This window comes from Cupriavidus oxalaticus (genome assembly GCF_004768545.1).
GTDB classification, from domain to species: Bacteria; Pseudomonadota; Gammaproteobacteria; order Burkholderiales; family Burkholderiaceae; genus Cupriavidus; species Cupriavidus oxalaticus_A.
In genome coordinates, this window is sequence record NZ_CP038636.1 from 411,343 (window position 1) to 437,931 (window position 26,589).

Below are 26,589 nucleotides of genomic sequence, written 5' to 3' on the forward strand. Positions count from 1 at the left end.
ACGGTCGAAGCCGTAGTCTGGCACCCATGCGCAGCTATCGCTTTTCTGCGCTGCCCGCGAAGTGTTCGATTTTTTTTGTCGGTCCCGAGACGACCAGCAAGTCTCCCGGCTGGATCAGGGTGGTGGCTGTCGCGTGCTCAAACTCTTCGTTGGCACGCTTGATGCCAACCACCGTGACGCCGAAATGCTCACGTACCCTGGACACCAACAGCGTCTTGTTGTGGGTTGACGCCGGCGCATGGATCCTGGCGATGGCAAAGCCATCGTCGAATTCGATGAAATCGATCATTCGGCCGGTGATCAGATGCGCAACTCGCGCCCCCATGTCCGCTTCCGGATAGACGACGTGGTGCGCGCCGATGCGTTGCGCGATCTGGCCATGTTCAGCGGTAAACGCCTTGACCCAGATATCCTTGATCTCAAGCTCGGTCAGCGTCATCAAGGTCATCAGGCTGGAAGACATGTCTGTACCAATCCCGACAATGGCGTGTGAGAAATCGGCCACGCCGAGCTGGCGCATCACGTTCACATCGGTGGAGTCGGCCTGGACGGCGCAGGTCAACGCATTCGACCAGCGCTGCACAAGCTCGGCATCCTTGTCTATGCCCATGACATCGTGGCCCAGGCGGATGAGCGATTGCGCCACCGAGCTGCCAAAGCGGCCAAGCCCGATCACGACGACGCTGTCGCCTGCAGAGAAGGCGAACTGCTCGGTAAACAATCTAGCCAACAATTGGGTGCTCCTCCGGGTAACGGTATGGTGTGCGATGTTCGCCCAGCGCCAGGGATACCGCGAGCGTAATGGTGCCGACCCGGCCGGCGTACATGAGCGCTATCAGCGTAAGCTGGCCGGAAGCGGGAAGGTCGGCCGTGATACCAGTCGACAAGCCAACTGTACCGAAAGCTGAAATCACTTCGAAGATGACTTGATCGGTCGGCAACTCGGTAACGAACAGGATGGTCAGCGTTCCCAGCGTAATCAAGGCGCTTCCCAACGCCAGCACGGTGATCGCCTGCCGCTGCGCCGAGCCGCTGACGCGCCGCCCGAATGCCTCGCTGTCGACGCGCCCGCGGATCTCGGCAATCACCAACAAGGCCAGGATGGCGACGGTGCCGACTTTGACGCCGCCGGCAGTACTGGCACTGCCTCCGCCGACGAACATCAGGAAGAAATGCAGCGCCAGGCTTTCATGAGTCAGCGCGCCGATGTCGATCGAGTTGAATCCGGCAGTACGGGCGGAGACAGAGGCAAACGCTGCGGACAGCAGCTTCCCGGCAGGCGGCATCGCGCCGAGCGTTTTTGGGTTATTCCATTCGAACAATAGCAGGCCAAGAATGCCCGTGACCAGCAGCACCGCCGTAACCGACAAGGTGAGCTTGCTATGCAGGGACCATCGACGCGGATCGGATGCCTTGTTCCGCAAGTCGTGCAGCACAGGAAACCCGATGCCGCCTACGACGATCGCCGCCATCACCGGTCCCAGCATCCACAGGTCGGCCGCATAGCGCGTCAGGCTGTCTGCGTGGGTCGAGAAGCCAGCGTTGTTGAAGGCTGAGATCGAATGAAACAAGCCATTCCATGCTGCCTCGGGCCAGGGAAGGGCGTACGTGAGATGCAGCCTCGAGGCTAGCCACATCGCGATGACCATCTCGAAGCTCAACGTCACCACCAGCACCAGCCTGGCCACGCCGGCGATGTCGCCCAGCCCGATCGCATGGGTTTCGACCTGGGCAATCAGCTTGGTCCGCAATCGCAGCGAGCGATTGACCATCAGGCCAAGCAGCGTAGACGCGGTCATCATGCCAAAGCCGCCAAGCTGGAATAGCACCATGATGACCGCCTGGCCGAAGCCGGACCAGTAAGTTCCTGTATCCACGACCACCAGGCCAGTCACGCAGACGGCCGAGACTGCGGTGAAGAATGCGGTCAGCCAGGGCGCGCTCCCGCCATCGACTCGGGACCAGGGCAACATCAGGAGCACGCTGCCTGCCACGATGGCCAGCAGGAAACCCAGGGCAACGGTCCGGGTTGGATGCAGAGATGGTCTCATTCCGGAATTGTGTCCTGAAATGTGTCACAAATCCACGTTTCCGAACGGACCGCCCCGCGTCCGAGCGGGCCTACTCCCCGGATAGCTGCCCCCAGCAACCGGCCTGGCGCTCGTTGAGCAAAATTGGCTGGTCATAGAAGATGCCCCACCGATCGCGAACGTGAGTGTACATCCCGATTGAAGCAGTTTCCAACGACATCATGTCTGACGAGGCCAGATCGGAACGCCCCCAATACTCAGTGAGCGGGCGGCAGCGATCCGCCGGATCCATGCGGAGATGGCTGACTACGGGCTGACCATGGAGGAGCTGGCAGCGGCGGGGTGCTTCGATCGCCGCCCCCTCCGCCACCCCACCCGCGCCGCCGCCGGTGGTCTGCTACCGCAACGCCGCGCGGCAGAGTTGGGACGGGCAGGTGACATGCCCGACTGGCTGCGGCGCGCGGTCAATGCGGGGCAGAGTAAGGAATGTTTTCGGGTTGGGTAACGCCGCCAGCTATCGGGGCTTCAATAGCCCCCAACTCTGCCAAACCTGCAATCGGCCCTCCGTCAGCCTGCGGCGGGACGCGCGAGCAAGTTTGATAGCCCCGCTGCCGCGCCGCTTCAATTCTTGAATTCGTGCGGCGCATCGTATATTTTCGAGGGGCATTCCAGTGGTTGCTGCCGCGCCGGCCGGTGCCTGTCACGATGATCGGATTCATGCAAGCCACCACTCGATAACGCATGCCCGGAACAAGGGCTGTCAACCCCGTCCGCGCAGTGCGCCCGTGACCCTGCGCGGATGCTTATCGCTGCCCGCTCCTGCCCATCAGAAAAGAGCTGCCATGGATGCAGTCCGGACATTGCTCGAAACCCAACCGCTGCTCACGCTGTTCCTCACGGTTGCACTGGGCTATGTCTTCGGCGAGATCAATATCAAGGGCGTGTCGCTCGGTTCGGGCGCAGTGCTGTTCGTGGGGCTGGCGATCGGCGGGTTCGCGCCGAAGTCTGCGCCGCCTGCCATCCTTGGCACCCTAGGGCTGCTGCTCTTTCTCTATGGCATTGGGATCCAGTACGGGGAGCAGTTTTTTAAGGGTCTGACCAGCCCCGATGGCATCAAGGCCAACGCCGCTGCGGTCCTTGGCGTGGTTGGCTCCGGACTGGTCGCGGTTGCGTTGGTGCCGCTGGTCGGCGTGAAGCTAGACGAGTCGCTAGGCATGTTCGCCGGCGCGGGCACCAGCACGGCAAGCCTGCAGGCCGCGATGGCGGCAATGAAGAGCGACGGCGCCGCGGTGGGCTACAGCGTCGCATACCCGGTCGGCGTGGCAGGGCCGATCCTGTTTCTGTATGCCCTCACCGCGCTGCTCAAGCCGAATATCGTGCGGCCGCCGCCAAAGCTGATCGAGACCGCCGAGATTGTGCTGTCAAACGCGGCGTTTATCGGCGCGCGGCTGTCGGAGCTCGTAGCCTGCCTGCCGGACGGGGTGGCGATTGCCGCCGTGCGTCGCGCCCACCATAACCAGCCGTCCGCCGACGACATGGTCCTGCAGGCCAACGACGTGCTGCTCGCGACCGCCACCGACCCGGCCGTGCTGCGTGAAGCCACCTCGCTGTGCGGGGAACTGCAGCCGGGCCGCATGACGAGCCATCGCGAAGACCTGGACTATATGCGCGTGTTCGCCTCAAGCCGGCTCGTGGTCGGGCACAGGCTGCGCGATATCCGTTTTCCCGAAGGCATGGTCTGCTCGATCGCCCACGTGCGGCGCGGCGATGCCGACCTGATGCCCAGCGACGACCTCATCCTCGAGTTCGGTGACCGTGTCGGCCTGCTGGTCAATCGCGCCCACATGAAGCCGATTCGCGTGCTGTTCGGCGACTCCATCAAGGGCACCGCCGAGCTGAGCTTTATCTCGATCGGCATCGGCGCTGCCCTCGGGCTGCTGGTCGGGCTGATCCCGGTGCCGATTCCCGGCGTCGGCACGCTGGCGCTGGGGCTCGCCGCGCTGCTGCTGGTAGCCCTTGTGCTCGGCCAGGTGCGCCGTTTCGGGCCGTTCGTCTGGACCATGCCGCTGTCGGCCAACCTGGTCCTGCGCAACTTCGGGCTGACCATCTTCCTCGCCCAGGTGGGCATTGCATCCGGGCCGAAGTTCTTCGCCACCATCGGCGTGACCGGGGTGTCCTTCCTGATCTATGGCGTGGTGATCCTGCTCGCCCTGCTGCTGATCACTGCGATCTTCTGCCTCTGGGTCTTCAGGCTGCCGTTCGACCTGGCGGTGGGCGTGATCTGCGGTGCGACCGGCAATCCCGCCATCCTTGCCTTTGCCAACCGCGTCGCCCCCACCGACCGGCCCGACCTCGGCTACTCGATGATCTTCCCGTCTATGACCATCGTGAAAATCCTGTTCGTACAGGTCGCCGCCACACTGGCTGGCGGATAGTGGCGCAACCTGGGCGAAGCGCGCCATGCGATTCGCCGCGGAGACACATCATGGAAATCGCCGTCTTCAGCGCAAAGTCCTACGATCGTCAACATCTCGACGCCGCGAATGCGGCGCAAGGCCATCGGCTCAAATACTTCGAAGTCCCCCTGGACAGTGAAACGGTGGGCCTCGCCGCCGGCCACGGCGCCGTCTGCATCTTCGTCAATGACCGGGCCGATGCGACTGTGCTGGAAGCGCTCGCGCGCGGCGGCACCAAGCTGGTCGCGCTGCGCTGCACCGGGTTCAACAACGTCGACCTGAAAGCCGCGCAGGCGCTCGGCATCAAGGTAGTGCGCGTGGTCGACTACTCGCCAAATTCGGTCGCCGAGCATGCTGTGGCGCTGCTGTTGGCGGTCAACCGCAAGATCCACCGGGCCTACAACCGCACGCGGGATTTCAATTTCTCGCTCGAAGGCCTGATGGGCTTCGACCTGTACGGCAAGACCGTGGCCGTGATCGGCACCGGCAAGATCGGGCGCGTGTTTGCGAAAATCATGGTCGGCTTCGGCTGCAACGTGATCGGCTACGACAAGTACCCATCGCCGGAGTTCGAGGCCCTTGGCGGCCGCTACGCGGACGAGGGAGAAATCGGCGCAAGCGCGGACTGCATCTCGCTGCACTGCCCGCTCACGCCCGAGACCCATCACATCATCAACGCCGAAACGCTGGCGCGCGCCAAGCGCGGCGCCCTGCTGATCAACACCAGCCGCGGCGGGCTGATCGACACGGAAGCAGTCATCGAAGCGCTCAGGAGCGGGCAACTCGGCGGGCTGGCGATCGACGTGTACGAGCAAGAGGCGGAGCTGTTCTTCCGCGACCTGTCCGGCACCATCGTCGACGACGCCGTCATGCAGCAGCTAATCACGTTTCCTAACGTGATCGTGACCGGGCACCAAGCCTTCCTCACGCGCGAGGCCGTGACGACCATTTGCGAAACAACCTTGCGCAGCGTGACGGAGTTCGAAAGCGGCAAGCCGCTCACGAACGAAGTCGGCCCCAGTTGAACACGGCTGTCGGCCTCATGTCGCGCCCCGCTAGTGGCTTAAACCGCCCCCCGAAAAGCCCGCCGCCCAATCCACGATCACGCCGACGCGGCGGCCATCTGCGAGGCGGTGACGCGGCCGAGCATGCGCTTTGTGCCGGTCAAGGACGAGCACCAGCAAGCAACCCTGAGCTTGCATCGAACCCGACAGGGATTCGTAGAAGAGCGTACCGCTACTTACTACCGCCTGCGGGGGTTGCTGGCCAAATTCGGTGTGGTATTGCCGCAGAAGCCGGAGCGACTGCGCAAGGAGATCGGCCCCCATCTGAAAGCCTTGCCCGGCTGGGCGAATCGATGCATCCAGGACCTGCTGAGCCATGCGGGCAGGCTGGAGGAGAAGCTGGACGAATATGATCAAGCTATCAGCGAGATTGCGCGTGAAGGCGAGCGCAGCAAGCGCCTGATGCAGCTGCGTGGGGTCGGGCCGACTAAGGCTATGGGCTGTCAATTGCACATCAGTTCCTCCTGGAACCTTATCCGGGTAGGGCGGCAGATCGACTACGATGTTGTTGTGGCATGCTTGCAGTTGGATAAAAAAAGCAGGGTTGGGGTCAACATGTACAAGAGCTTGCTGCTAGTCGCGGCCGCCGCGGCCGTTTTCATCTACTACAAAACTCACGCGCCGCTGGACAATGTGGGAGTCGCCGCCGAGCCACAGTCGATCGCGGTTTCGATTATTGCCCCAACGCCGGAACCAGTCTTCCGCTGCGAGGGCAAACAGCACTGTAGCCAGATGTCTTCCTGCGCGGAAGCCCGCTTCTACCTAAAGAACTGCCCAGCGGTAAAAATGGACGGCGATAGTGACGGTATTCCATGTGAGACGCCGCCTCTCCAGTGCACGTTTTGACATGCTAATGAGGTAGTTCGTGCGCTGCCATTTTCTACGAAGACGCGGGGCGGCAGGGGCCGGTTTGCGCAGCCCCGATCCGCCCCACTATGGAGGGGTGCTGGCAACTTGCCCCAGCGCTTAGCATCGCCCTCAAACAAGAAGAAGAGGGTCACAAGTGAAAGCAATCCTAGGGCTGGCATTCCTTTTCAATCAATGCGGGATCAAGATGCCGGCCACAGTTTTGCCTAGGTGCACAAACTGGAGCACCGCCCGACCGATCGGATGTTGAATTTTCTGCTATCGGACGGCGGGGATACCGTACGATTTGCGAGCTCGGCTTTGGTGACCGCGGTGGTCCACCTGGGCGGAAGCCGTGCCTGCCCACGATTCCGGCATGCCTGCCGCGCGGCAAATGGAGGCCCAGACGCCTTGCGCCGTGACGCCGGCGGAGGGGCGCTCTCGCGGTCACGGCTGGCGGAAGTCCGCACGGCGTGCGCCCCCTACAATTTGGAGCGCTGTTTTTCCGCGCCCGCACGGGACTAAGGCGCCGCAACGATTTTCACCGCAGCAGTACTTTCCCGAACGATCAGCTCCGGCTCGAATTCGTCCTGCAGATCTTCCCGCCGTGCCGCGCCTTCTATCTGCGCAATAATGTTCCTCGCGGTCAGTTCGCCGATACGCACGGGATTCGACCGCATGGTTGTCAGGGTAGGCGTGATAAGTTCTGCGACCTGCCAGTCCCCGAAACCGGTCACGGAGATATCGTCCGGAATGGACCGGCCCAGAGCGCGGCACTCGGCGATGGCGGCGACCGCGATGAAGTCGTTTATGCAGATCAGTGCGGTAGGCCGATGTGGACTGGTCAGACAGGCGCGCGCTGCGGCGCGGGCCGGCTCGACCTCATAGGGCGTGGGCAGGACCAGTTCCTCGCGCAGTGCGATGCTATGTTCGCTGAGCACGTCCTTGACGCCTTCCAGCCGCTGGACCGACAGATGCTGGGTGTTCAGCGGCCCCGGGAGGACGGCGAATTCGCGGTGCCCAAGGCCTACCAGATAGGCGGTCAGCCGCCGCATCGCGAGCCGGTTGTCGTAGCCAACCGTCGGATGGCTGCCTTCGCGATCCGTTGCCCACATCAGCACATAGGGGACATTGTGCTTATGGATAAGGGAGAAGACGTCGGGGTGGTGCTGCGAGCCGATGATGGCGATGCCGTCCACGCGCCGCTCCAGCATTTCCCGCGCACAGCGCAACTCGATTTCGCTGTTGTCGCGATGGCACGTCAGAAGAACGGTATAGCCGAGCGCTTCGAGCTGCTTCTCCAGGGTGTCCACGGCTCTTGCGTACAGTTCGTTCATCAGCGTCGGCGCAATGATGCCGATGGACATGGTCCGTCCCGAACGCAGGATCCGGGCAGCGGCAAAAGGCACGTAGTCGAGGCTGGCAATCGCTTCCTGCACGCGCTTCAGAGTCTCAGGCCGCAGCAGTTCGGGTGCCGACAACGCGCGCGATACGGTGGCAGAAGACACGCCGGCAAGGAGAGCGACCTGTTTCACGTTGACCATATTCGGCATGCCTCGAAAGCGAAGGGAAGAGTAAGGTTGGAATGAAGGATGAGCCCATCCAAGGGTGCCCTGGCGGCCCAGCCTGACGCCGCATTGTATCGTCGGGCGGCAAGTCCGCTGGTGAGGAACGCCACGCAAGCGCCGGTCGAGGCAATGCGACCGGCGCTTGCCGCGGCTAGTCGAGCCGCACCTTCGCAGAGTCCGCAACCTTCTTCCATTTGGCGAGTTCGGCGCGAAGGAAGGCGTCAAACGACTCCGGCGTGCCGCCGACGATCTCGGCGCCCTGAGCCAGCAGCTTCTCCCGAATGTCCTGATATTGCAGCGCCTTGTTGAACTCAGCATTCATCTTGGTGATGATGGCCGCCGGGGTGCCCGTCGGCACCATGAAGCCGCCCCAGGATACGGCCTCATAGCCGTTAATGCCCAGTGCTTCGTCTACCGTGGGAACATCCGGCAAGGACGGGAGGCGCATCTTGCTGGTGACCGCAAGCGCGCGTAGCTTGCCGCTTTTGACCTGCGGCATGCCGGCCAGGGCCGTCGGCAGCGCGACATGGATCTGCCCGCCCAGCACGTCGGTCAAGGAGGGTGCGTCGCCCTTGTAAGGGACATGCGCCATCTTGACGCCCGCCATGGTATTGAGCAGCTCGCCCGCGAGGTGGTTGCTCGCCCCGTTGCCTGCCGAGCCGAAGGTGATCTCGCCAGGCTTATCCTTGGCCATGGCGATCAGTTGCCTCAGATCCTTGATGGGGGAGTTCGCCGCCGTGACAATGACCAGCGGAACGCTAGTCGCCAGGATCACGGGCGCGAAATCCTTGACCGAGTCATAAGGCAATTTCGAATAGACCGCAGGATTGATCGCATTCGGACCAAGGTTGGCCATCAGCACCGTATATCCGTCCGCGGCCGATTTCGCCACGAGTTCGTTGGCAATGATGCCGTTGGCCCCCGGCCGATTCTCGATGACGACCGATTCTCCCCAGGCCTGGCTAAGCTTTGTGCTCAGCAGCCTGGCGGTGACATCCGAAGCGCCGCCGGGCGGATAGGGCAGGACCACGCGGACCGGCTGGACGGGCCAGTCCTTGGCCGCCGCGTGCTGCCACGCGGAGATCGCTGCCAGGCAAAGCAGGGCGGCGGACGCTTGTCGTAGATATCGATGCATGATGGGTCTCCTGTCTCCTGATGCGATCCTGCTTCGGGACCGCGCTTGTGCTACCTGCGGTTCAAATCGTTCCTCCCTTGCGCAATCCCGAGATCCGGTCCGCGGACCAGCCGAGGTCGCGGCTCAGGATGTCGTCCGTATGCTCGCCGAGCACTGGCGGGGCACGCCGATACTCGACAGTGGAGCGGGAGAACTTGATTGGGTTGGCGATCTGCGGCGCGATCGCTCCGCTTCCATGGGGAAGCGAGAACACCATGCCGCGCGACTGCACTTGCGGATCCGACAAGGCCTGCGGAATCGTATGGATTGGTCCGCACGGCACGCCGGCGGCTTCCAGTCCGACCAGCCAGGTTGCCGTGTCGCGGCCACGGAATCGGTCCGCCAGCAAGAACACCAGGCTCTCGCGGTGCTTCAGGCGCGCGGCGTTGGTCGCGTAGCGCTCGTCGCGTGCCAGTTCGCCCTGGTCCAGTGCGCCGCACAGCGCGCCGAACTGCCGGTCGTTGCCGACGGCAACGATCAGCGCGCCATCGCTGGTCGCGAACGATTGGTAGGGCGCGAGGTTCGGATGGGCGTTACCCCAACGTCGTGGCTCGGAACCCGCTACCAGGTAGTTGGAAGCCTGGTTCGCAAGCCACGCGACCTGCGTGTCGAGCAGGCTCATGTCGATGTACTGGCCGCGTGCGCTCTCGACCCGTTCGAACAAGGCGCTGACGATGGCCACCGATGCGTACATCCCTGTCATCAGGTCCGAGATAGGTACGCCGCATTTCTGCGGCCCTCCGCCGGGGAGATCGTCGCACTCGCCGGTGATGCTCATGAGCCCGCCCATGGCCTGTACAACGAAGTCGTAGCCGGCCCGGTGACTGTAGGGCCCGGTCTGCCCGAAGCCGGTGATCGAACAGTACACCAGGCGTGGATTGAGCTCCGCCAGCGTGTCGTAGTCCAGGCCATAGCGCCGCATGTCGCCGCATTTATAGTTCTCGACGAAGACGTCGGCCGTCTTCGCCAGTTCGCGAAGCACGGCCTGTCCCTCCTCGCTGCTGACGTCCACGGTGATCGAGCGCTTGCCACGATTGGCGCAAAGAAAATAGGCCGACTCAGCCGTCAGGGTGCCGTCTTCCCGGGCAAGGAAGGGCGGCCCCCAGGCGCGCGTATCGTCCCCGCTGCCGGGCCGCTCCACCTTGATCACGTCGGCACCGAGGTCCGACAGCAACTGGGTGCTCCACGGTCCCGCAAGGATGCGGCTCAGGTCGAGCACCCGGATGCCTTCCAAAGGTCCTGCCATGGTTTTGCCTCCTGTGAATGCCCGAGCTTCAGCTCGGGTCGAACAGCACGCCGGGATTCAGGATCTGCTTCGGGTCGAACGCTTGCTTTGCCGCCTTCAGTGCGGTGCAGAACAGCTCGGGCCGCTCCTTGTCATACCAGGGACGATGGTCCCGTCCGAGCGCGTGGTGGTGGGTGACGGTGCCGCCGGCGTCCACCATGGCCTGTTCCGCCACCCGCTTGATTGCCATGTACTGCTCGGGAATGCGGGCCTTGTCCCCATAGGCAAACCAGGTGAAGTAAGGCGCAGGGCCGTCCGGATACAGGTGGGTGAAGCGGCAGGTCACGGAGCCCGGGCGGCCCGTCACTTCGTGGATGATGCGATGAGTCTCGGCCTTGACGTGCTGGTGAAGTGCGGCGAAGCGGTCCCACGTGACGGCTGTTTCCATGGTCTCGCGCATGACGCCGCGTGCAATGGCGTACTCGCGCAGATAGGGTCCGCGCAGGAACTTGTTGCGCCAGCTTGCCGTGGCCGAATCGGCACCTTCCTCCTTGGTTGCCGCAGCGGTATCCCACTCGCCGGCGCATGCTGCGCAGATCTCCAGCGCGCGCGCCATCCACGCATCGACCGGGTGATCCGCCGACTCGAAGCCCAGCACGAGGATGTCATAGGTGCCGTCGCTTGAGCCGGTGTAGGCTGCCTCCTCCCGCTCGACCAACCGCGCGTTCGCGGGGTTCAGGCCCGACTGGGACAGCAGCCGCGTCGCCTCCACGGCCTTCGCATAATCGCGGAAGCGCACCGTGGTCTGCTTGCGGAAGATTGGGCGGCGGTGCAGCTTGACCCAGGCCTCGGTAATGATGCCAAGCGCGCCCTCCGAGCCCAGAAACAGCCGGTCGGGATTGGGGCCCGAGCCCGATACTGGAAAGCGGCGCGACTCGATATTGCCCGCGGGGGTCACGACCTTTAGGCTTTCGATGTGGTCGTCGATCTGCGTGTATGCAGTGGCGAAATGCCCGGCAGCGCGGGTCGCGATCCAGCCCCCCAGCGACGAGAACTCCCATGCCTGCAGGAAAAAGCGCATGGTCAGCCCGGTCGGCTTGAGTTGGCGTTCCAGGCTCGGCCCGAGCACCCCGGCCTGGATGCGCGCGGCTTGCGAGGTCTGGTCGACTTCCAGCACCTTGTCGAAGTGTTTGAGGTCGAGCGTGAGGACGCCACGGTACCGGTCGTGCTCCGGGGGGTTCACCCCGCCGACCACGCTGGAGCCGCCGCCGTAGGGAACAACGGCGAGCTGTTGGCGGCCGCACCAGTCGAAGAGATCGACGATCTCCTGTTCGGTCTTGGGATACGCGACGACGTCTGGCGGATTCGGGAACTCCTTCCGAATGGCCCGCGCCACGTCCACCGTACCGGCGCCATAGGTGTGATAAAGGCGGTCGTAGTGGTCGGTCGTGCAGATCTCGCGCAGCGTTGCCGGCGGCTGAACGCGCGGCGCGCGAAGCTCGATTTCGTCCGCAGTGGGAAAGGGCATGGCCTCGAAATGCTCGACACCTAGCAGGCGGCTCCACGCGGCCTCGAACTCCGAGATTTCCTCCGGCGTAACGGTGTCCCCTTCGTAGCCCCAGCCATAAAACTTCCGACGGCGTTCCTGCATGTCGATGTCTCCTTCGTGGTTTCCGTTAAATGTAATCGATTACATTTCAGTGAGAAAAATATTGCCAGGCCGCAGAGTGGATGGCAAAACTGGCAATGCAATCGATTACATCATCCTAGGTGAAGGGAGAACAATGTCAAGGACGAAAGGGGGATTTTCAGCAGAGGCGGGACGACGATGAGGGGTGGCCGGGATTCGAAAATATGTGAGGCGTCACATATTTGCGAATCCAGGGCGTCCCTCTTAGTACTGTGTGCCACAAACTGTGGCGTCGGAATCGGCCCCGCACGCTAGCGCGCCCCATGGATTTCCAACAATGAGTGCCGGCCGACGCCAGGCGACACCGCGCGCTGGCCGAGTTGATGAATGCCGGATCGATAGGCCTCACGCGAGGAGCGAATGAAAACTGCCGACGTCAAATTTCTGGTGCGAGAAGTACTGAACACCTTGCCCACACCATACACGGAACACGTCAACTACCGGGATGAGCTTGTAATGCTGGTGATGGAGGGGATGTCTCCGGAAAAGGCGTTCCAAATGGTTCTGAAGGCGCATATGCTGTGAGCGTTGGCGGGAAGGGAGGCAGCATTGGAAATCGATCCCCGAGCACATGCACTGACCCACCTCACTGAGTATCCACCCTCGTTTACCCTGCATGCCGGCAACGAGGCGATGCTAACCTTAGCGCTGGACGCGAGCGGGGTTACTGCGCCATATCGACTCAAAGCCCAACGGCAGCATGTGGGTGCGTGCGCCCCGCGTGCCGCGAATCACTCGTGGCTCGGCGGGGCGTGGTGCGGGCGCACTCGAGTGTTCGCATTGGTTAGCCATTGGGCGTCCATGAATCGTCACGCGACGTTCAGGTTGCGTAAGGCACGCACTGGCCGAGGGCTGGGGGAATAATGAGAACGAGGCTGGTGCTCTGGTTCGTCGCTGTAGCGATTCTATCGCCACGGTTGGCCCTTGCCACCGAATTCGGCAGTAAGGGCGGGCCGGAGCCCGCCAACATTGAGCAGATCGCAGCAAGGCTTCGCGAGGATCCCTATGATCTGGAGTTGCTGATCAGCTTTGGCACGTCCAAACGCGGATCGGCCGGCCATATCGCACTGGCGCTCCGTGACGATCTGGCTGGCGACGAGGTGGTGTATTCGGCCAACTTTTATGCGGACCGAGACATCAAGCACGCGAGCGGCTACTACAACGCCGATCTGATGATCGCCATACCCAAGCAGGAATATCTGTTCAAGACAATCTCCATGGTCGCCGAGACAGCATCGTTTGGGCTGGACTTCGGCGAAATCTACAAGCGCTCAGTCATCGGTGTGCGTGTCTACGGCGTGCCAGCGGCGGAAAGGGCGGCACTGGCAGCTTTTTTCCGGCGCATCAACGAAGACTATCACCAGCAGCGTAGTAACACCGAGTATCACCGAGGCCAAGTAAAGTACGACTACCTGCGCCTAAACTGCGCCAAGACCATCGGCGCCGCCTTCAGGTTTGGGGCTGGCTACCGCGACCTGGAGGTGACCAGCGCGAGAGTTCTTTCAGGACGGCGCGTGGTGGCGGCAGCCACCGCCAACGTCCCTACCGATATGGCGATGAAGCTCATCAAGGAGTGGGGCCGGCGCAAGTACAGCATGGACGTGGTGCTGTATAAAAAGTACCGGGGTTCGGCCTATGTCGACCCACAAGAGGAAGAGAAAGTGGCCTTCAAGGACTTGCCCGACCGCTTTCCCTCGGTCCTGTCGCTAGACTTCCGCCGCGACGCCGGGGCTTACCAAGACTATGACAACCTTCTGGCGATGTACCTCCTTTTCAACCTCGGCAGGTACAGCGTTCGTGTCAACGAACAGACGATGCTACTCGAAATCGAGAAATCGAAGGACCCCATGCCCTATCCCGAGGCGCTGAAGCTCGCGACCCGCGACGCCAGGGCCGACAGCGAAAACTACCGGCGCCAGGTCGAGTTCCGCCCGAGCGGCGAGAGGATCGGCGAGGCGCCGGACAACACGCACCTCTACCACTTCACCGATGATGCGGCTGGACGGACGGGGCGCTAGCTGGGGCTGGCCAGTTCCGGTAAATGCCCATCTTGTAAAGGAGTTCCTCGACGCGCAAGCGCTCCGTTCCAGATGCCCAATGAATAATTTCAATCACGAAAGTATTGGATTGTGACGAGGGACCCCGCGGACAGTCGACGGTCGTCTCTCGCAATACACTTTGCCGCGCCGCGCAGGACCATTCTGATCGGTTTATCAAAGTAGCCTGTGGGCCACCGGCACTGTCGATATCGTGGCGGCCTCGAAGGGTTCGTTTAGAATCCGGGGCATTTACAGAAATGTGTGCAGTTCCTACCTCACCATGAGCAAGAGGCTTACCAGCATCGACATTGCCAACTTGGCAGGGGTTTCGCAAACGACCGTCTCCCGTGTGCTTCAGGATTTGCCATCGGTGAAGCCGGAGACCAAGGCGCGGGTCTTGAAGGTCATACAAGACCACGAGTATTCGCCCAGTGCGGCAGCTCGACAGATGAAGACGCGTCGCAGCGGGACGGTTGCGGTCGTCATCGCGAGCCTGTCTAACCCGTTGTACCCGATGCTGCTCCAACTGTTAGTTGAGCGGCTCGCTAGTCGGGGCTTCCGCACAACGGTCTGGGAGCTTGAAGGAAAGATGGACGAGGCAACGGTACGTGCGCTTGCCGAAAGCGCAACCGATGGCGTCATCTTTGCCGCCGCGCTGGATGAATCCAGGGAGATGCTGACCCGAGTCGCGGCCGAGAAGCCGATCATCCTGATCAATCGCTCTGTCGAAACAGACTTGTTCGACACGATCGTGAGCGACAACTATGCCGGCGGCCGGCGGGTTGCAAACTATTTCGTGTCCGCGGGCAGAAAGTGCATTGGATTGATCTCAGCCGCGTCCAGCAAGAGTTCCAAGGCAAGCACGATTCGCGAACGCGAGCGAGGCTTTATGGAAGGCCTTGGCGAATTGAGCCAGGGGAACGCATTTGTGCGGGCTGATGCCGCCGACTTTAGCTACGACAATGGCTTTCGAGCGATGCAGACACTGCTCGCAGAACGCCCTGATGTCGATGCAGTGTTTTGCACAAATGACATTGTTGCGATCGGTGTCCTGGATGCCGCCCGGCGCAGTGGCAAGCAAGTCCCGAACGACATTTGGATCGTCGGCTATGACGATATTCCCATGGCGCGGTGGGAGTGCATCAGCTTGAGCACTGTCCAGCAGCCCTTGCCAGCCATGGTTGAGCAGGTAGTAGACCGGCTCCAGCGTCGTATGACTTCGCCGGAATTGGCCCCGCACACGTTTGTGCTTCCTAATGACCTCGTATTGCGACGCACAACATCTTGAGCTTGGCAGTTTTGCGATTCTGTTTATAATGACTACGTAACCAAAACGGTGGAAAGCGTGATTCGGGTCGGCGACCCGGCATCACGCATTTTTTCGGGGACAAAATGACTACGTATTCATTGGGGGCGGTGTCCGAGCCAGCTCGGTCTACATCCGTGTTTCGCACTGCAGACGTCTGCGTCGTTGGAGGTGGCGCTGCTGGGGTGGCCGCCGCCATTGCCGCGTCGCGGACGGGTGCCAAGGTACTGCTTCTGGAGCGCGAAGGCTTTTTAGGTGGCACCCTGACGTCGGTGAGCTTGGGCAGCATCTGCGGCCTCTACGCGGTCACCGATACAGAGGTACAGCAGATTGTGGGCGGGTTCTGCAACGAAGTCATCGAGCGACTGCGGTCACTTGACGGCCTCGGTGAAACGACTCGATGGCTCGAGACGGCTTCGTTGCCTTACGATCTGTTCGCCATGAAGGTCGCTCTCGATCAGCTCGTCCAGGAAGCAAAGGTCGAGGTCTTGTTTCATGCAATGGTGGTTGGTGTCGCCATGAAAGAGCGCGAACTGGACGCCGTGCTGATCGAGACCAAGGAAGGGCGACTCGCCATCCGGGCAAAGTCGTTCGTGGACTGCTCTGGCGATGCCGACCTGGTGAACTTCGCTGGCGCGCCTTGCGAAATTTCGGAAGGCGATCTTCAGTTTCCTACCACCATGGTGCGGTTCGGCGGCGTAGACACCGACTCGCTGGCCCGCTTGAGCCGTCCGGCTCTTCGCGAAAGGCTTGAGCGGGCTGTCGCCGACGGCTACGACCTTCCTCGCACCGCCGGCGGCGTATTTGCCGAACGGCCAGGGCTTGCGCATCTGAACATCACGAAAGTGGCGGTTGACGGTAAATCGCCCAACCCGTTCGACCTCAGTGTCATGTCACGGGCAGAGATTGCGGGGCGGGAACAAGTCTGCACATACCTGAAGGCATTCCGAAAGTACGTGCCGGGATTCGAGTCGGCCTTCGTCATGGATACGGGCGCGGTGATCGGCATCCGTGAAAGTCGGCGTACCGTCGGAAGCTACGTCCTTACTGACAAGGATGTTCTCGAAGGAGCGCGCTTCGACGATGCCATCGGGTGCTGTGCATGGCCAATGGAGGACCACGCTGCGGGTAGGGCGACCAAATGGATTTGGTTGCCGCCTGGCACGTACTTCCAGATTCCCCTGCGTTCGCTTCTGCTGGAAGGCTTCGACAACCTGATGGTGGCTGGCCGTTGTGCATCGGCCACTCATGGCGCGCAGGCCTCGATCAGAGTAACCGCGCAATGCTTCGCTATGGGCGAAGCGGCCGGGCTTACCGCTGCAACGGCAGCGGCACGCGGCATTAGCGTTCACCATGTTCCGGCGTCCGATATCCAGCAGGTACTGGAAAACAATGGTGCCTTCCTTGGAGCCTTGCAATGAATTCCCCGAAATACCGTAGCAATTTCGCCCCGGGTACGACCCGTTGGGCTCTGCGCAAGGCCCAATGGCAAGCCCTGGGACTGAGCGATGCCGACCTGGACAAGCCGAAGATTGCCGTGGTCAACACCTCGTCGGAGCTGTCGAGCTGCTTCAGTCACCTCGATGGCGTATCCGCCCACGTGAAGGCGGCGATCCGCGCAGCGGGGGGCGTACCCTTCGAGGTCCGCACCGCCGCCCCGAGCGACTTCATTACCAGCGCAGGCAAGCAGGGCCGCTACATCCTCCCGTCCCGCGACCTCATCGTGAACGACATCGAGGTGCAAGTCGAGGGCGCACAACTCGATGGCATGGTCTGCCTGGCTTCCTGCGACAAGACGACGCCCGGACAAATGATGGCCGCTGCGCGGCTAAACATTCCGACACTGGTGGTGATTTGCGGCTATCAGGCCAGTGGTCAGTACAAGGGCGAGCATGTGGACATCGAAGATGTCTTCGAGAAGGTCGGCATGCACGTGACTGGTCAACTCTCCTTCGAAGACCTGGACGGCATGTGCAAGCGCGCCGTGCGCAGCCCCGGTGTGTGCGCTGGTCTTGGGACTGCGAACTCCATGCACATCGTCTGCGAGGCATTGGGTCTGACGCTGCCGGGCGCCAGTCCGGTCCTGGCCAACTCTCCTGCGATGGTCGACCAGGCCCGGGCAGCCGGCGCACGCATTGTCGAGATGGTCAATGAAGGTCTGACGCCCCGCAGCATTCTGACGCCGGCGGCCTTCCGAAACGCCGTGCGCGTCGCATTGGCACTGTCGACGTCGATCAACGTGCTTCGTCACCTGCAAGGTGTTGCGGAGGAAGCCGGAACGGATGTGGATCTCTACGATCTCTTTGACCGGCTTGGCCGCGAGGTGCCGTTGCTTGCGACCGTCAAGCCCAACGGTCCGCACCGTACGGAGGAGCTTGAAGCGGCGGGTGGCACCCTTGCGACGATCAAACATCTGGCGTCCATGATCGAGCAGGAGTGCTTGACGGTCTCCGGCAAGACGTGGAAGGCAATTCTCGACGAATACGAGGCGCCATCGCCGTCGATCCTGCGCACGTTGGACAACCCCATCTCTACGAAGCCGTCGCTGGTCATCCTGAAAGGATCGCTTGCACCGGAGGGTAGCATTCTCAAGCTCGGCAATGCCGGCGAGAAGGCGGAAAGCTTCCGTGGCAAAGCGATGGTGTTTCACTCTCAGGAGGAAGCTATCGCGGCGTTGGCGGATGGACGTATCACGGAGGGGACCGTAGCGTGCCTGCGTGGTATGGGGCCGATTGGCGGTCCAGGCGTGGCCTTGGCGTCGTCATTCGTTGCTGCCGTCGAAGGCGCGGGCTTCAACGGCAAGGTCGCCGTCGTGACGGATGGCCAGCTATCTGGCTTGAACCGCGGTGTCGCGGTCGGTCAGGTGTGCCCTGAAGCCGCAGCCGGTGGCCCCTTGGCTCTTGTCAAGGATGGCGACGAAATCGAGATCGACATCCCCGGACGGCAGATCAACTTGCTTGTTGACGAGAAGGAGATGGCTTCGCGTCGGGTCGACGCAGCACCAATCCAGGGTGCTACGGAGCAAGGCTGGCTGAACATCTACAGCAAGACGGTGAAGCCGCTCGCCAGGGGCGCGGTACTGATTCCCATCCATCCTCGATAAACTAGAATTGAAGGAGACATATCATGAATGCACTCATCAAAACTGCGTGGCGTGCGGCCATCGCTGCTTCGGCCTTGGCGTCAGGCATCGCCATGGCAGCCTACCCGGATAAGCCTGTGCGCATTGTTGTGCCATACCCGCCGGGTGGCGCATCCGATACGACCGCGCGTGTGCTGAGCGAAAAGCTGAAGGAAGTCACCGGTGGCACGTTTGTGGTCGAGAACCGGCCCGGCGCAAACGGAAACATCGCGGCTGAGATGGTGGCCAAGTCGCCGGCAGATGGCTATACGCTTCTGATGGCGAACGTCGGCCCGAATGCCATCAGCCAGTCGATCTACCCGCACCTCGGCTACGACGTCAACAAGAGCTTCGCCCCAATCGGGCAAACCACCACGGTGCCGATCGTCCTGGTGGCCGGACCGAAGGTCAAAGCGGCGAATATCAAGGGGCTGGTGGCAGAAGTCAAGGCCAATCCGGGGAAGTACACATTTGCCTCGGCCGGCAATGGCTCCTCCAATCACCTGGTTGGCGAGATGTTCAACTCTGGGCTGAAGCTGGACATGATGCACGTGCCCTATAAGGGCGATGGCCCAGCCATGACCGATGTGATGGCCGGGCAGGTCTCCATGATGTTCACTACGGCCGTCGCTGCGCGTCCGTTCGTGACCGGAGGCAAGCTCAAGCTCATCGCAGTGGCAAGTAAGAAGCAAGTGCCGGCGTTCCCCAATGCACCAACAATCGATGAATCCGTGCTTAAGGGATTCGACGCCTCTTCCTGGGGCGGTCTTGTTGCACCCGCCGGAACTTCGCCAGAAATCATCAAGCAACTGAGTGCTGCACTGATGAAGGTGCTTGCCATGCCGGAAGTGAAGAGCCAGTTGGCGACGCTTGGCGCCGAAGTGGTGGCAACTAAGCCTGATGAGTTTGCACGCTATATCAAGAGCGAAGCCGACAAGTGGGGCGCTGTCGCGAAGTCGGCAAACGTGGTCGCTGAATAAGCCAGCCCGGATTGTGATCGGCCCTTGAGACCTCGTCTGGTCTCAAGGGCCGATCGCGTTTGTCCGGTCGCACTGTACGGGAATTCGGCAAGCAGAGCGGAAAGAGGAAACGGCAAGCAAAAGGCCCTGCAAACATAACCTGCAGGGCCTTTTTCTGGTTCACGACTGATTCCTGGCCGGTCAAGGGATCTCTGACGCCGCTTCGGGCAGGCTTGCGCAGAAAGTGATCTGGTCCGACAGCTTGCACGGCACTGCAACGGTTCGCTGCCAACGTCCGCCGACAGATCGGGGATAAACAAAAAGCCCGCCGGACGTACGGCGGGATATTGAAGAATGCTCGCGGATCAGAGCGTGTCCGCTACCGTGCGGACACTTTCTCGACGCAGCAGTTACTCCAATCGGACGTTCGCATCGCGGACCACGCTTCCCCATTTCTGGATCTCGGCTTCCACGAGTGTGGCGAATTTGGTCGGGGAGCTACCCACAACCTCCACACCCTGTTCGCGGAATCGCTTCATGATTTCCGGATCGGCCAATGCCTTCGCGATTTCCTGGTTGAGTTTCTGGACGACCTCCTTTGGCGTGCCAGCGGGTGCCTGAATGCCGAACCAGACGTTTACCTCGTAGCCCGGCACCCCCGATTCAGCGACGGTCGGCACGTCTGGCAGCAGCGTGGATTGCTGCAGACCGGTGACGGCCACAGGCTTGAACTTGCCGGCTCGGATCTGGTTCATCACATTGGGCAAGTTGTCGAACAACACATCGATTTCACCGCCGAGCAGGGCGAGAACAGCCGGGCCACTGCCCTTATACGGGACGTGCGTCAGCTTGGTACCGGTCATCTTCTCGAAGAGCTCCATCGACAGATGATTGGAGGAGCCGGATCCAGTGGAGCCGTAGTTCAGCTTGCCGGGATTCTTCTTGGCAAAATCGACGATGTCCTTGACGGTCGCAAGTCCAAGGTCGTTTCGCGCCACCAGCACGTTCTGGGTGCTGGCAGCCCAGATGACCGGAGAAAAATCCTTGGTCGCGTTGTAGGGAAGCTTCGTGCCGTACAACGCGGGAAGTGCGGCGAACGGCAGGGGCGTAATCAGCAACGTGTAGCCATCGGGAGCGGCTTTCGCAACCATCGAATTGCCGATCAATGTGTTGCCACCTGGCCGATTGTCAACGACCACCGGCTGCTTCCAGAGCTTGGTCAGCTTCTCGCCCACGGTGCGCGCGAGCGTGTCGTTGAAGCCGCCGGGGGTATATGGCACGACGATGCGAATGGGCTTGTCCGGGTACGCATCGCTTGCAGCGCCCATGGCGCCACCGAAGGCGGTCGCGCCGGCGGCGCCCGCCAGAGATGACAGAATCCATTTGCACGCGGTTCTTCTGCTAGGCATCTTTGTCTCCTTCACCATCTTTGTATGTGGTGGATCGGTGTCTGCTGAGCGTATTTGCTCAGAACTTGACGACGTAACCGGGGCCGTCGATCAACGGGTACTGCTTGAAGATTTCCTCGTCGACTTCGACGCCCAGGCCCGGTGCTTCCGGCGGGACCACGCAACCATCACTGCCGATTTCGAAGGTCTTGCCGAACATGTCCCGGAAGGGATTGAAATGCGAAACGCAGGCTTCGAAGTAGCCGGCGTTCTCGGTTGCAGCGAGGAAATGCAGCGTCGCGGCATGATTGAGGCCCGTAGCGGAGCTGTGGGCGTGGATGGGGATGCGGAAGGCCGAGGCCATGGCGGCGATGCGCATGCCTTCCGTAATGCCGCCCGTCTTGGACAGGTCGGGCTGCCAGACCTGGACTGCCCCGGCTTCCAGCAGTTGCGCAAACTCGAATCGCATGAAGTGATTCTCGCCAGCCGCGATCGGGACGACAGGGGAAATCAGGGCAGCCTCGCGATACGAAGCGAAATCATTGCAGGCGAATGGCTCTTCGAGCCAGCCCGCTTGAATTTCCGCCAGCACAGGCATAACACGGCGCACGTCGGCGATCGTGTAGGCCGTATTCGCATCGGTCAGGATGTCGATGTCATCGCCGAGCACGCGGCGCACATGGCGTACCCGCTCGATATCCGCCTTGACCGAGTCGCCGATTCGCAGTTTGACGGCCTTGTAGCCCTGTTCGATATAGGACTGGGCCTCTTCGGCCAGCGACGCCGCAGGCTGGTATCCGAGCGCGATGCCGCCGGCATAGGCCGGAATGCGTCGACGCGAGCCGCCCAGCAGCTTGTAGAGCGGCATGTTCGCCGCCTTGCCGCGGATATCCCAGAGTGCCATGTCGATGCCAGAATGCGCCAGCGCGGCGCCGGCGCCAAGACCGTGGCTGGAAAACTGCATGCGATGCACGCGCTGCCAGGTGCCGACCACGTCCGTGGCGTCCATGCCAACCAGCAGCGGCGACAGCGTGTTGTGAATAAGGCTGGTGATGGCGCCAGGACTGCGCCCGGGATGCGACTCGCCATAGCCCACGATGCCTTCGGACGTTTCAACGCGGATGATGATCGCGTCACGCTTGAGCGTACTACCCACGCCCATGGTGACCGTTTTGCCTTCGGGCAGACAATAGGACAGGGGAATTGCGGTAATGCGGGTGATCTTCATTGGATTGTCTCCTGATTGACGGCGTTGAATTCGGGGTTGACGATGTTGCGTGGTCGTTCGCCTCGCAGCAGGGCGAGCATCGTGTCGGCGGCGGCCAGCCCCATGGCCATCGAGGCGTCTTGGGTGAGGCCAGCGATATGCGGTGTCAAAAGGACGTTCTGCAGATCTCGAAGCGGGCTGTCGTCCGGGAGCGGATGTTGTTCATATACATCGAGTACGGCCCCGCCTATGGTGCCGCTGCGCAAAGCGTCGATCAGATCCGCCTGCTGGATGATTGGCCCCCGTGCCACATTGACGAGCACGGTAGTCGGACGCGCATGCGCCAAAAGCGTCTTGTTCACCATGCCTCTTGTTGCTGCGGTAAGAGGGCACGCAAGTACGATGTAATCGCTGTGGGCGAATAAAGCGGAGAGTTCCGCCGGGGCGACGTGCGGCGGGAGCCTGGATGGTGTCGACGTATGCGCAAGCAGCTTCATGCCGAAGCCCGCGCCTGCGATCTCCGCGACCCGGCGCCCGATGGCACCGAAGCCAATGATTCCCAGTGTGGAGCCGCGAAGTTCCCTGGATTGCTCTGCCGCGAGCATGCGGCGGTTCCAGTCGCCGTCACGCACGGCATTGTCGAAGGTTGCCAGCCGTCTGGTCATTGCGAGCATGGCAGATACCACAAATTCGGCAACGGCGTTCGAGTTCGTGTCCGGCGTATTGGCCACTGGGATGCCGTGAGCCGTTGCGCGGTCTACTGGAATGAAGTCCACACCAACACCATGACGAACGACGGCGCGAAGACGATGCTCGCGCTCGAACAGATCGCCAGGGAGTTGTCGCCGTACGATCAGACCGTCAACCTGCGCAATGCGATCTCGAAGGGCTTTATCACTAGCCGCGCCGATCAGTCCTGGAGGCAGTAACTCGACGTCGGCGTTAGCCGCCAGTCGAGCATGCGCCTCCGGGACGATGGCATCAGTCAGCAGCACAAGCGGGCGACTCGCTACCCCGGAGGCTTGTGTCATGCGAGAACCGCCCTGGCGATTTCGGCGCCCATTTCCTGTGTACTGGCCCTTCCACCCAGGTCAGGCGTTAGTACGCGATCGGGATGCGTAAGGACAGCTTCGATGGCCTTCATGATCGCGGCCGCTGCCTCAGGCTGTCCGAGGTGTTCCAGCATCATGGCCCCAGACCAGATCTGACCGATGGGATTCGCAATGCCTTGTCCGGCGATGTCCGGGGCTGAGCCATGCACCGGTTCAAACATCGACGGGTACTTCCGCTCCGGGTTGATGTTTGCGCTCGGCGCCACTGCAATCGTTCCCGTGATACCGGGGCCGAGATCGGAGAGGATGTCGCCGAACAGGTTCGATCCAACCACGACGTCGAAGCGCTCCGGGGACATCGCAAACCGCGCTGCCAGGATATCGATGTGGTACTGGTCGGTGCGGATGTCGGGATAGTCGGCACCCACTGCGGCAAACCGCTCGTCCCAGAATGGCATGGAATGGAAGATGCCATTGGACTTGGTTGCCGATGTCACGTGATTCCGTCCTAGCTTCTTAGCGAGATCAAACGCATAGCGCATGATTCGATCGGTTCCGCGACGAGTGAAGATGGCCTCCTGCGTGACAAACTCATGTTCCGTGCCGGCGAACATGCGTCCGCCAACTTGCGAGTATTCGCCTTCGGTGTTCTCGCGCACGATCCAGAAGTCGATGTCGCCGGGCTCCTTGTTGGCGAGCGGGCAGGGAACACCGGGCAGAAGCCTGACCGGTCGCAGGTTCACGTACTGGTCGAATTCGCGGCGGATCGGGATGAGGAGGTTCCACAGTGATACGTGGTCCGGCACGCCGGGGAAGCCGACTGCGCCGAGAAAGATGGCGTCAGAGTCGCGTAGCCGCTCGATTCCATCGGACGGCATCATGCTTCCTTGGGCGTGGTAGCGGGCGCAGCTCCAGTCATAGGTCGTGAAGGCGAGCTTGAAGCCGAACTTAGCGCTGGCGGCTTCCAGGACCCGGATGCCTTCGGGGACCACTTCGTTGCCAATGCCATCGCCTGGAATGACGGCAATCTTGTATTGCTGGTTTGTAATCATGGTGTCGGTTTCCGGGGACGATCAGCGAACGGATGCCGGCTCGGCCAGCAGTGCGACAAGCTCCGGCACGGTGCCATGGGACCGTTGGTCATAGGCGCCGGCATAGGTTTCGCGGATCGCTGAGGCAGTCGCGTGACTGGCGCCCACTTCGCTCGCCATGGTGTCGTAGTAGGTCATGTCCTTCAGCGCGTTGGAGATGGTGAAGCGGAACCCGGAGCTGTCGCCCCGCTCAATGAAGGGACGCAGGCGTTCCAGGATGACACCGGCACCGCCGCCCTTGGCCAGCACATCCACAAGGACCTCGGGACTGACATCAGCGCGTGCTGCACAGGCGGCAGCCTCCGCCAGGACTGCGGAGAAACCCAGAGACACGAAGTTGTGCAACAGCTTGAGCCGGTGTCCGGAACCGACAGGCCCGGCGAAGGTGATGTTTTCGGCGAAGCTCTGCAGCAGTGGCAGGCATTCTTGGTAGAGCGACTCGTCGCCGCCGACGATCAGGTTCAGGCGTCCCTCGGCCGCTTCTTTGGGCGTACGCGTCATTGGCGCGTCCATGAACCTGCCACCGGCCTTTTGCACGGCGGCGGCGATGCGCTCGGTCGAAGAGGGGATCGCCGTCGAGCAATCGATGACCACGGTACCGGGCCGCAGGGCGCTGAGGAGGCCTTGGGCGCTGAAAAGCACATCCTCGACCTCGGGGGATCCGGTAACGCAGAGAATGACGATGTCGACCTGGCCGGCGAGCTCCGAGATAGCCGGTACGGTTTTCGCCCCCGCCTTCAGCAGTGCGTCGAGTGGCTGATTACCTGGATGTTCGAGGACCACCAAGGGATAACCATGCTTTGCCACATTCGTCGCGATGCCATGGCCCATCATGCCAATGCCAATCATGCCCACTGTTTTCTTCATGATTCTGTCTCCTGTTGTTGTCTCGCGGCTCAGCGCAATGCCAGGCCGCCAGCGCAGATGTACTTGACCTCGATGTAGTCCTCGATGCCGTATTTGGATCCCTCCCGGCCGACACCCGACTCCTTCACACCGCCGAACGGTGCGACCTCGGTGGAGATCAGGCCCTCGTTCAGGCCCACGATGCCGCATTCGAGCGCTTCTGCCACGCGCCAGGAGCGGGCGTAGTTAGTTGTATAGAAATAGGCAGCCAATCCGAAGGGCGTGTCATTTGCCATTGCGACGGCTTCTTCCTCGGTCTTGAAGCGGATGAGGGGGGCCACCGGGCCGAAAGTCTCCTCATTCATGAGCTTCGCCTTCGGCGACACGTCCGTGAGGATCGTCGGCTTGAAGAAGCGGCCGCCGAGGGCGTGGGCCTTGCCGCCGGTGAATACCTGAGCACCCAGAGAGACGGCGTCGTCGATGTGTTCGCGAACCTTCTCGATCGCCGCGTCGTCAATCAGCGGTCCGAGATCCACGCCCGGTGCCATGCCATCGCCGACGACTTGAGCTTCCACTGCAATCCTGAGCTTCTCTGCGAACGCGTCGTAGACGCCGTCCTGGACGAAGATGCGGTTCGCGCAGACGCAGGTCTGACCGGCATTGCGAAACTTCGAGGCCATGACGCCGGCGACGGCAGCGTCGAGGTCGGCGTCGTCGAAGATGAGGAATGGCGCGTTGCCGCCCAGTTCCATAGAAACCTTCTTCACCGTACCGGCGCATTGCTCGAGGAGAGTCTTGCCGACATCGGTGGAGCCCGTGAATGACAGCTTGCGCACGACGGGGCTCGATGTGAGCTCACCCCCCACAACGGAGGCGGAACCGGTGACCACATTCAGTACCCCATCAGGGATTCCTGCTTCCTTGGCCAGAGCGGCGAGCGCCAGCGCAGAGAAGGGCGTGGCAGAGGCAGGCTTGATCACGATCGTGCAGCCTGCAGCCAAGGCGGCGCCAGCCTTGCGCGTGATCATCGCATTCGGGAAATTCCACGGGGTGATGGCGGCGACGACGCCGATGGGCTGCTTGATGACGATGATGCGGCGGTCCGATGACGGCGCAGGAATCACATCGCCATAGATTCGACGTGCTTCTTCCGAGAACCATTCAATAAAGCCAGACCCGTAGGCAATTTCACCCCGGGACTCTTTCAGCGGTTTGCCTTGCTCAAGCGTGAGGATCGTTGCCAGGTCCTCCTGGTTGGCCATGCAGAGATCGAACCATCGACGCAGCAGGCGGCTGCGTTCGCGCGAGCTGGTTGCGCGCCATGCTGGAAGGGCTCGGTCCGCGGCCGCGATGGCTGCCTGGACGTCGGCGGCCGTCATGCGGGGCACAGTACCGAGCTGTTGCCCTGTTGCAGGATTTGTGACGGGCACCACTTCGCCGTCAGCAGCGTCTACCCATTGGCCATTCACGTGGCACTGCTGGCGGAAGAGAGAAGGATTCTGGATCTGCATGAAAAGGGACTCCGGT

At 61.8% G+C, this 26,589-nt stretch carries 22 protein-coding genes and 2 pseudogenes; 11 read left to right on the forward strand and 13 right to left on the reverse strand.

Annotated elements, in window-relative coordinates; all coding sequences use genetic code 11:
* Nucleotides 1–34 precede the first annotated feature (34 nt).
* Nucleotides 35–733, reverse strand: coding sequence for a potassium channel family protein (locus E0W60_RS29980; RefSeq protein WP_133093150.1), 699 nt, complete (start codon nt 731–733; stop codon nt 35–37).
* On the reverse strand, nt 723–2,051 hold the full coding sequence (locus E0W60_RS29985; RefSeq protein WP_135706579.1) for a TrkH family potassium uptake protein: 1,329 nt from the start codon (nt 2,049–2,051) through the stop codon (nt 723–725). The genes E0W60_RS29980 and E0W60_RS29985 overlap by 11 nt, the downstream gene beginning before the upstream one ends.
* Nucleotides 2,052–2,328: 277 nt before the next feature.
* Here E0W60_RS29985 and E0W60_RS37725 point away from each other — a divergent pair.
* Nucleotides 2,329–2,535: pseudogene (locus E0W60_RS37725) on the forward strand (H-NS histone family protein).
* On the opposite strand, the gene E0W60_RS37165 reads toward E0W60_RS37725, so the two are convergent.
* On the reverse strand, nt 2,495–2,749 hold the full coding sequence (locus E0W60_RS37165) for a hypothetical protein (protein ID WP_167884640.1): 255 nt from the start codon (nt 2,747–2,749) through the stop codon (nt 2,495–2,497). The pseudogene E0W60_RS37725 and the gene E0W60_RS37165 sit on opposite strands and share 41 nt — an antisense overlap.
* Nucleotides 2,750–2,872: 123 nt before the next feature.
* Here E0W60_RS37165 and E0W60_RS30000 point away from each other — a divergent pair, with 123 nt between their 5' ends.
* The 4 genes and pseudogenes from E0W60_RS30000 to E0W60_RS38130 all read left to right on the forward strand — a co-directional run bounded on the left by E0W60_RS30000 (nt 2,873) and on the right by E0W60_RS38130 (nt 6,396).
* On the forward strand, nt 2,873–4,465 hold the full coding sequence (locus E0W60_RS30000) for an aspartate:alanine exchanger family transporter (RefSeq protein WP_133093148.1): 1,593 nt from the start codon (nt 2,873–2,875) through the stop codon (nt 4,463–4,465).
* A gap of 50 nt (nt 4,466–4,515) precedes the next feature.
* The gene (locus tag E0W60_RS30005; protein WP_133093147.1) at nt 4,516–5,511 is read left to right on the forward strand and encodes a 2-hydroxyacid dehydrogenase; all 996 of its coding nucleotides are present in this window, start codon (nt 4,516–4,518) and stop codon (nt 5,509–5,511) included.
* A gap of 60 nt (nt 5,512–5,571) precedes the next feature.
* Nucleotides 5,572–6,045: pseudogene (locus E0W60_RS30010) on the forward strand (IS110 family transposase); the annotation flags it as partial.
* A gap of 60 nt (nt 6,046–6,105) precedes the next feature.
* Nucleotides 6,106–6,396: an excalibur calcium-binding domain-containing protein gene (locus E0W60_RS38130; protein WP_133093146.1), complete on the forward strand. Its 291-nt coding sequence runs from the start codon at nt 6,106–6,108 to the stop codon at nt 6,394–6,396.
* A gap of 521 nt (nt 6,397–6,917) precedes the next feature.
* Here E0W60_RS38130 and E0W60_RS30015 read toward each other — a convergent pair.
* The 4 genes from E0W60_RS30015 to E0W60_RS30030 all read right to left on the reverse strand — a co-directional run bounded on the left by E0W60_RS30015 (nt 6,918) and on the right by E0W60_RS30030 (nt 12,014).
* Nucleotides 6,918–7,940 carry a LacI family DNA-binding transcriptional regulator gene (locus E0W60_RS30015; protein WP_135706582.1) on the reverse strand — a complete coding sequence of 341 codons (1,023 nt, stop codon included), beginning with the start codon at nt 7,938–7,940 and terminating at the stop codon, nt 6,918–6,920.
* A gap of 175 nt (nt 7,941–8,115) precedes the next feature.
* A complete protein-coding gene (locus tag E0W60_RS30020) occupies nt 8,116–9,099 on the reverse strand; it encodes a tripartite tricarboxylate transporter substrate binding protein (protein WP_135706583.1) in 984 nt (327 codons plus the stop codon).
* Nucleotides 9,100–9,160: 61 nt separating this feature from the next.
* Nucleotides 9,161–10,384 carry a CaiB/BaiF CoA transferase family protein gene (locus tag E0W60_RS30025; RefSeq protein WP_135706584.1) on the reverse strand — a complete coding sequence of 408 codons (1,224 nt, stop codon included), beginning with the start codon at nt 10,382–10,384 and terminating at the stop codon, nt 9,161–9,163.
* Nucleotides 10,385–10,412: 28 nt separating this feature from the next.
* A complete protein-coding gene (locus tag E0W60_RS30030; protein WP_135706585.1) occupies nt 10,413–12,014 on the reverse strand; it encodes an FAD-binding oxidoreductase in 1,602 nt (533 codons plus the stop codon).
* Between the two features lie 399 nt (nt 12,015–12,413).
* Here E0W60_RS30030 and E0W60_RS37175 point away from each other — a divergent pair, with 399 nt between their 5' ends.
* From E0W60_RS37175 to E0W60_RS30055, 6 genes are all read left to right on the forward strand, one after another.
* Complete coding sequence (locus tag E0W60_RS37175) at nt 12,414–12,578, forward strand: hypothetical protein (protein WP_165971431.1); 165 nt, start codon at nt 12,414–12,416, stop codon at nt 12,576–12,578.
* A 353-nt stretch (nt 12,579–12,931) separates the two neighbouring features.
* A complete protein-coding gene (locus E0W60_RS30035) occupies nt 12,932–14,071 on the forward strand; it encodes a hypothetical protein (protein WP_240746086.1) in 1,140 nt (379 codons plus the stop codon).
* A 301-nt stretch (nt 14,072–14,372) separates the two neighbouring features.
* Entirely contained in the window at nt 14,373–15,380 is a 1,008-nt protein-coding gene (locus E0W60_RS30040) for a LacI family DNA-binding transcriptional regulator (protein ID WP_133093140.1), read from the forward strand.
* Nucleotides 15,381–15,484: 104 nt separating this feature from the next.
* The gene (locus tag E0W60_RS30045; protein WP_133093139.1) at nt 15,485–16,819 is read left to right on the forward strand and encodes an FAD-dependent oxidoreductase; all 1,335 of its coding nucleotides are present in this window, start codon (nt 15,485–15,487) and stop codon (nt 16,817–16,819) included.
* On the forward strand, nt 16,816–18,501 hold the full coding sequence (locus E0W60_RS30050; protein ID WP_133093138.1) for a dihydroxy-acid dehydratase: 1,686 nt from the start codon (nt 16,816–16,818) through the stop codon (nt 18,499–18,501). The genes E0W60_RS30045 and E0W60_RS30050 overlap by 4 nt, the downstream gene beginning before the upstream one ends.
* A gap of 23 nt (nt 18,502–18,524) precedes the next feature.
* Nucleotides 18,525–19,499, forward strand: coding sequence for a Bug family tripartite tricarboxylate transporter substrate binding protein (locus E0W60_RS30055; RefSeq protein WP_135706587.1), 975 nt, complete (start codon nt 18,525–18,527; stop codon nt 19,497–19,499).
* 389 nt (nt 19,500–19,888) lie between these two features.
* Here E0W60_RS30055 and E0W60_RS30060 read toward each other — a convergent pair whose 3' ends face one another.
* The 6 genes from E0W60_RS30060 to E0W60_RS30085 are packed head-to-tail and all read right to left on the reverse strand — an operon-like array spanning nt 19,889 to nt 26,573.
* Nucleotides 19,889–20,887 carry a tripartite tricarboxylate transporter substrate binding protein gene (locus tag E0W60_RS30060; protein WP_240746088.1) on the reverse strand — a complete coding sequence of 333 codons (999 nt, stop codon included), beginning with the start codon at nt 20,885–20,887 and terminating at the stop codon, nt 19,889–19,891.
* A 58-nt stretch (nt 20,888–20,945) separates the two neighbouring features.
* Nucleotides 20,946–22,094: a mandelate racemase/muconate lactonizing enzyme family protein gene (locus E0W60_RS30065; RefSeq protein ID WP_135706589.1), complete on the reverse strand. Its 1,149-nt coding sequence runs from the start codon at nt 22,092–22,094 to the stop codon at nt 20,946–20,948.
* Nucleotides 22,091–23,104, reverse strand: a complete 1,014-nt coding sequence (locus E0W60_RS30070) for a hydroxyacid dehydrogenase (protein ID WP_135706590.1) — start codon at nt 23,102–23,104, stop codon at nt 22,091–22,093. The genes E0W60_RS30065 and E0W60_RS30070 overlap by 4 nt, the downstream gene beginning before the upstream one ends.
* Nucleotides 23,101–24,177, reverse strand: coding sequence for a tartrate dehydrogenase (locus tag E0W60_RS30075; RefSeq protein ID WP_133093133.1), 1,077 nt, complete (start codon nt 24,175–24,177; stop codon nt 23,101–23,103). Before E0W60_RS30075 ends, E0W60_RS30070 begins: the two co-directional genes overlap by 4 nt.
* 21 nt (nt 24,178–24,198) lie before the next feature.
* A complete protein-coding gene (locus E0W60_RS30080; RefSeq protein ID WP_205751687.1) occupies nt 24,199–25,083 on the reverse strand; it encodes an NAD(P)-dependent oxidoreductase in 885 nt (294 codons plus the stop codon).
* 29 nt (nt 25,084–25,112) lie between these two features.
* Entirely contained in the window at nt 25,113–26,573 is a 1,461-nt protein-coding gene (locus E0W60_RS30085) for an NAD-dependent succinate-semialdehyde dehydrogenase (RefSeq protein WP_135706591.1), read from the reverse strand.
* Nucleotides 26,574–26,589 lie beyond the last annotated feature (16 nt).

What these genes read in the sequence shown, in the direction of transcription:
- E0W60_RS37165 (WP_167884640.1), bottom strand. Translation starts at nt 2,749, where the DNA reads ATGAATCCGATCATCGTGACAGGCACCGGCCGGCGCGGCAGCAACCAC.
- E0W60_RS38130 (WP_133093146.1), top strand. Translation starts at nt 6,106, where the DNA reads ATGTACAAGAGCTTGCTGCTAGTCGCGGCCGCCGCGGCCGTTTTCATC.
- E0W60_RS30070 (WP_135706590.1), bottom strand. Translation starts at nt 23,104, where the DNA reads ATGACACAAGCCTCCGGGGTAGCGAGTCGCCCGCTTGTGCTGCTGACT.
- E0W60_RS30000 (WP_133093148.1), top strand. Translation starts at nt 2,873, where the DNA reads ATGGATGCAGTCCGGACATTGCTCGAAACCCAACCGCTGCTCACGCTG.
- E0W60_RS30065 (WP_135706589.1), bottom strand. Translation starts at nt 22,094, where the DNA reads ATGAAGATCACCCGCATTACCGCAATTCCCCTGTCCTATTGTCTGCCC.
- E0W60_RS30025 (WP_135706584.1), bottom strand. Translation starts at nt 10,384, where the DNA reads ATGGCAGGACCTTTGGAAGGCATCCGGGTGCTCGACCTGAGCCGCATC.
- E0W60_RS30050 (WP_133093138.1), top strand. Translation starts at nt 16,816, where the DNA reads ATGAATTCCCCGAAATACCGTAGCAATTTCGCCCCGGGTACGACCCGT.
- E0W60_RS30030 (WP_135706585.1), bottom strand. Translation starts at nt 12,014, where the DNA reads ATGCAGGAACGCCGTCGGAAGTTTTATGGCTGGGGCTACGAAGGGGAC.
- E0W60_RS29985 (WP_135706579.1), bottom strand. Translation starts at nt 2,051, where the DNA reads ATGAGACCATCTCTGCATCCAACCCGGACCGTTGCCCTGGGTTTCCTG.
- E0W60_RS30080 (WP_205751687.1), bottom strand. Translation starts at nt 25,083, where the DNA reads ATGAAGAAAACAGTGGGCATGATTGGCATTGGCATGATGGGCCATGGC.
- E0W60_RS30045 (WP_133093139.1), top strand. Translation starts at nt 15,485, where the DNA reads ATGACTACGTATTCATTGGGGGCGGTGTCCGAGCCAGCTCGGTCTACA.
- E0W60_RS30040 (WP_133093140.1), top strand. Translation starts at nt 14,373, where the DNA reads ATGAGCAAGAGGCTTACCAGCATCGACATTGCCAACTTGGCAGGGGTT.
- E0W60_RS37175 (WP_165971431.1), top strand. Translation starts at nt 12,414, where the DNA reads ATGAAAACTGCCGACGTCAAATTTCTGGTGCGAGAAGTACTGAACACC.
- E0W60_RS30075 (WP_133093133.1), bottom strand. Translation starts at nt 24,177, where the DNA reads ATGATTACAAACCAGCAATACAAGATTGCCGTCATTCCAGGCGATGGC.
- E0W60_RS30005 (WP_133093147.1), top strand. Translation starts at nt 4,516, where the DNA reads ATGGAAATCGCCGTCTTCAGCGCAAAGTCCTACGATCGTCAACATCTC.
- E0W60_RS30060 (WP_240746088.1), bottom strand. Translation starts at nt 20,887, where the DNA reads ATGCCTAGCAGAAGAACCGCGTGCAAATGGATTCTGTCATCTCTGGCG.
- E0W60_RS30085 (WP_135706591.1), bottom strand. Translation starts at nt 26,573, where the DNA reads ATGCAGATCCAGAATCCTTCTCTCTTCCGCCAGCAGTGCCACGTGAAT.
- E0W60_RS30015 (WP_135706582.1), bottom strand. Translation starts at nt 7,940, where the DNA reads ATGGTCAACGTGAAACAGGTCGCTCTCCTTGCCGGCGTGTCTTCTGCC.
- E0W60_RS30055 (WP_135706587.1), top strand. Translation starts at nt 18,525, where the DNA reads ATGAATGCACTCATCAAAACTGCGTGGCGTGCGGCCATCGCTGCTTCG.
- E0W60_RS30020 (WP_135706583.1), bottom strand. Translation starts at nt 9,099, where the DNA reads ATGCATCGATATCTACGACAAGCGTCCGCCGCCCTGCTTTGCCTGGCA.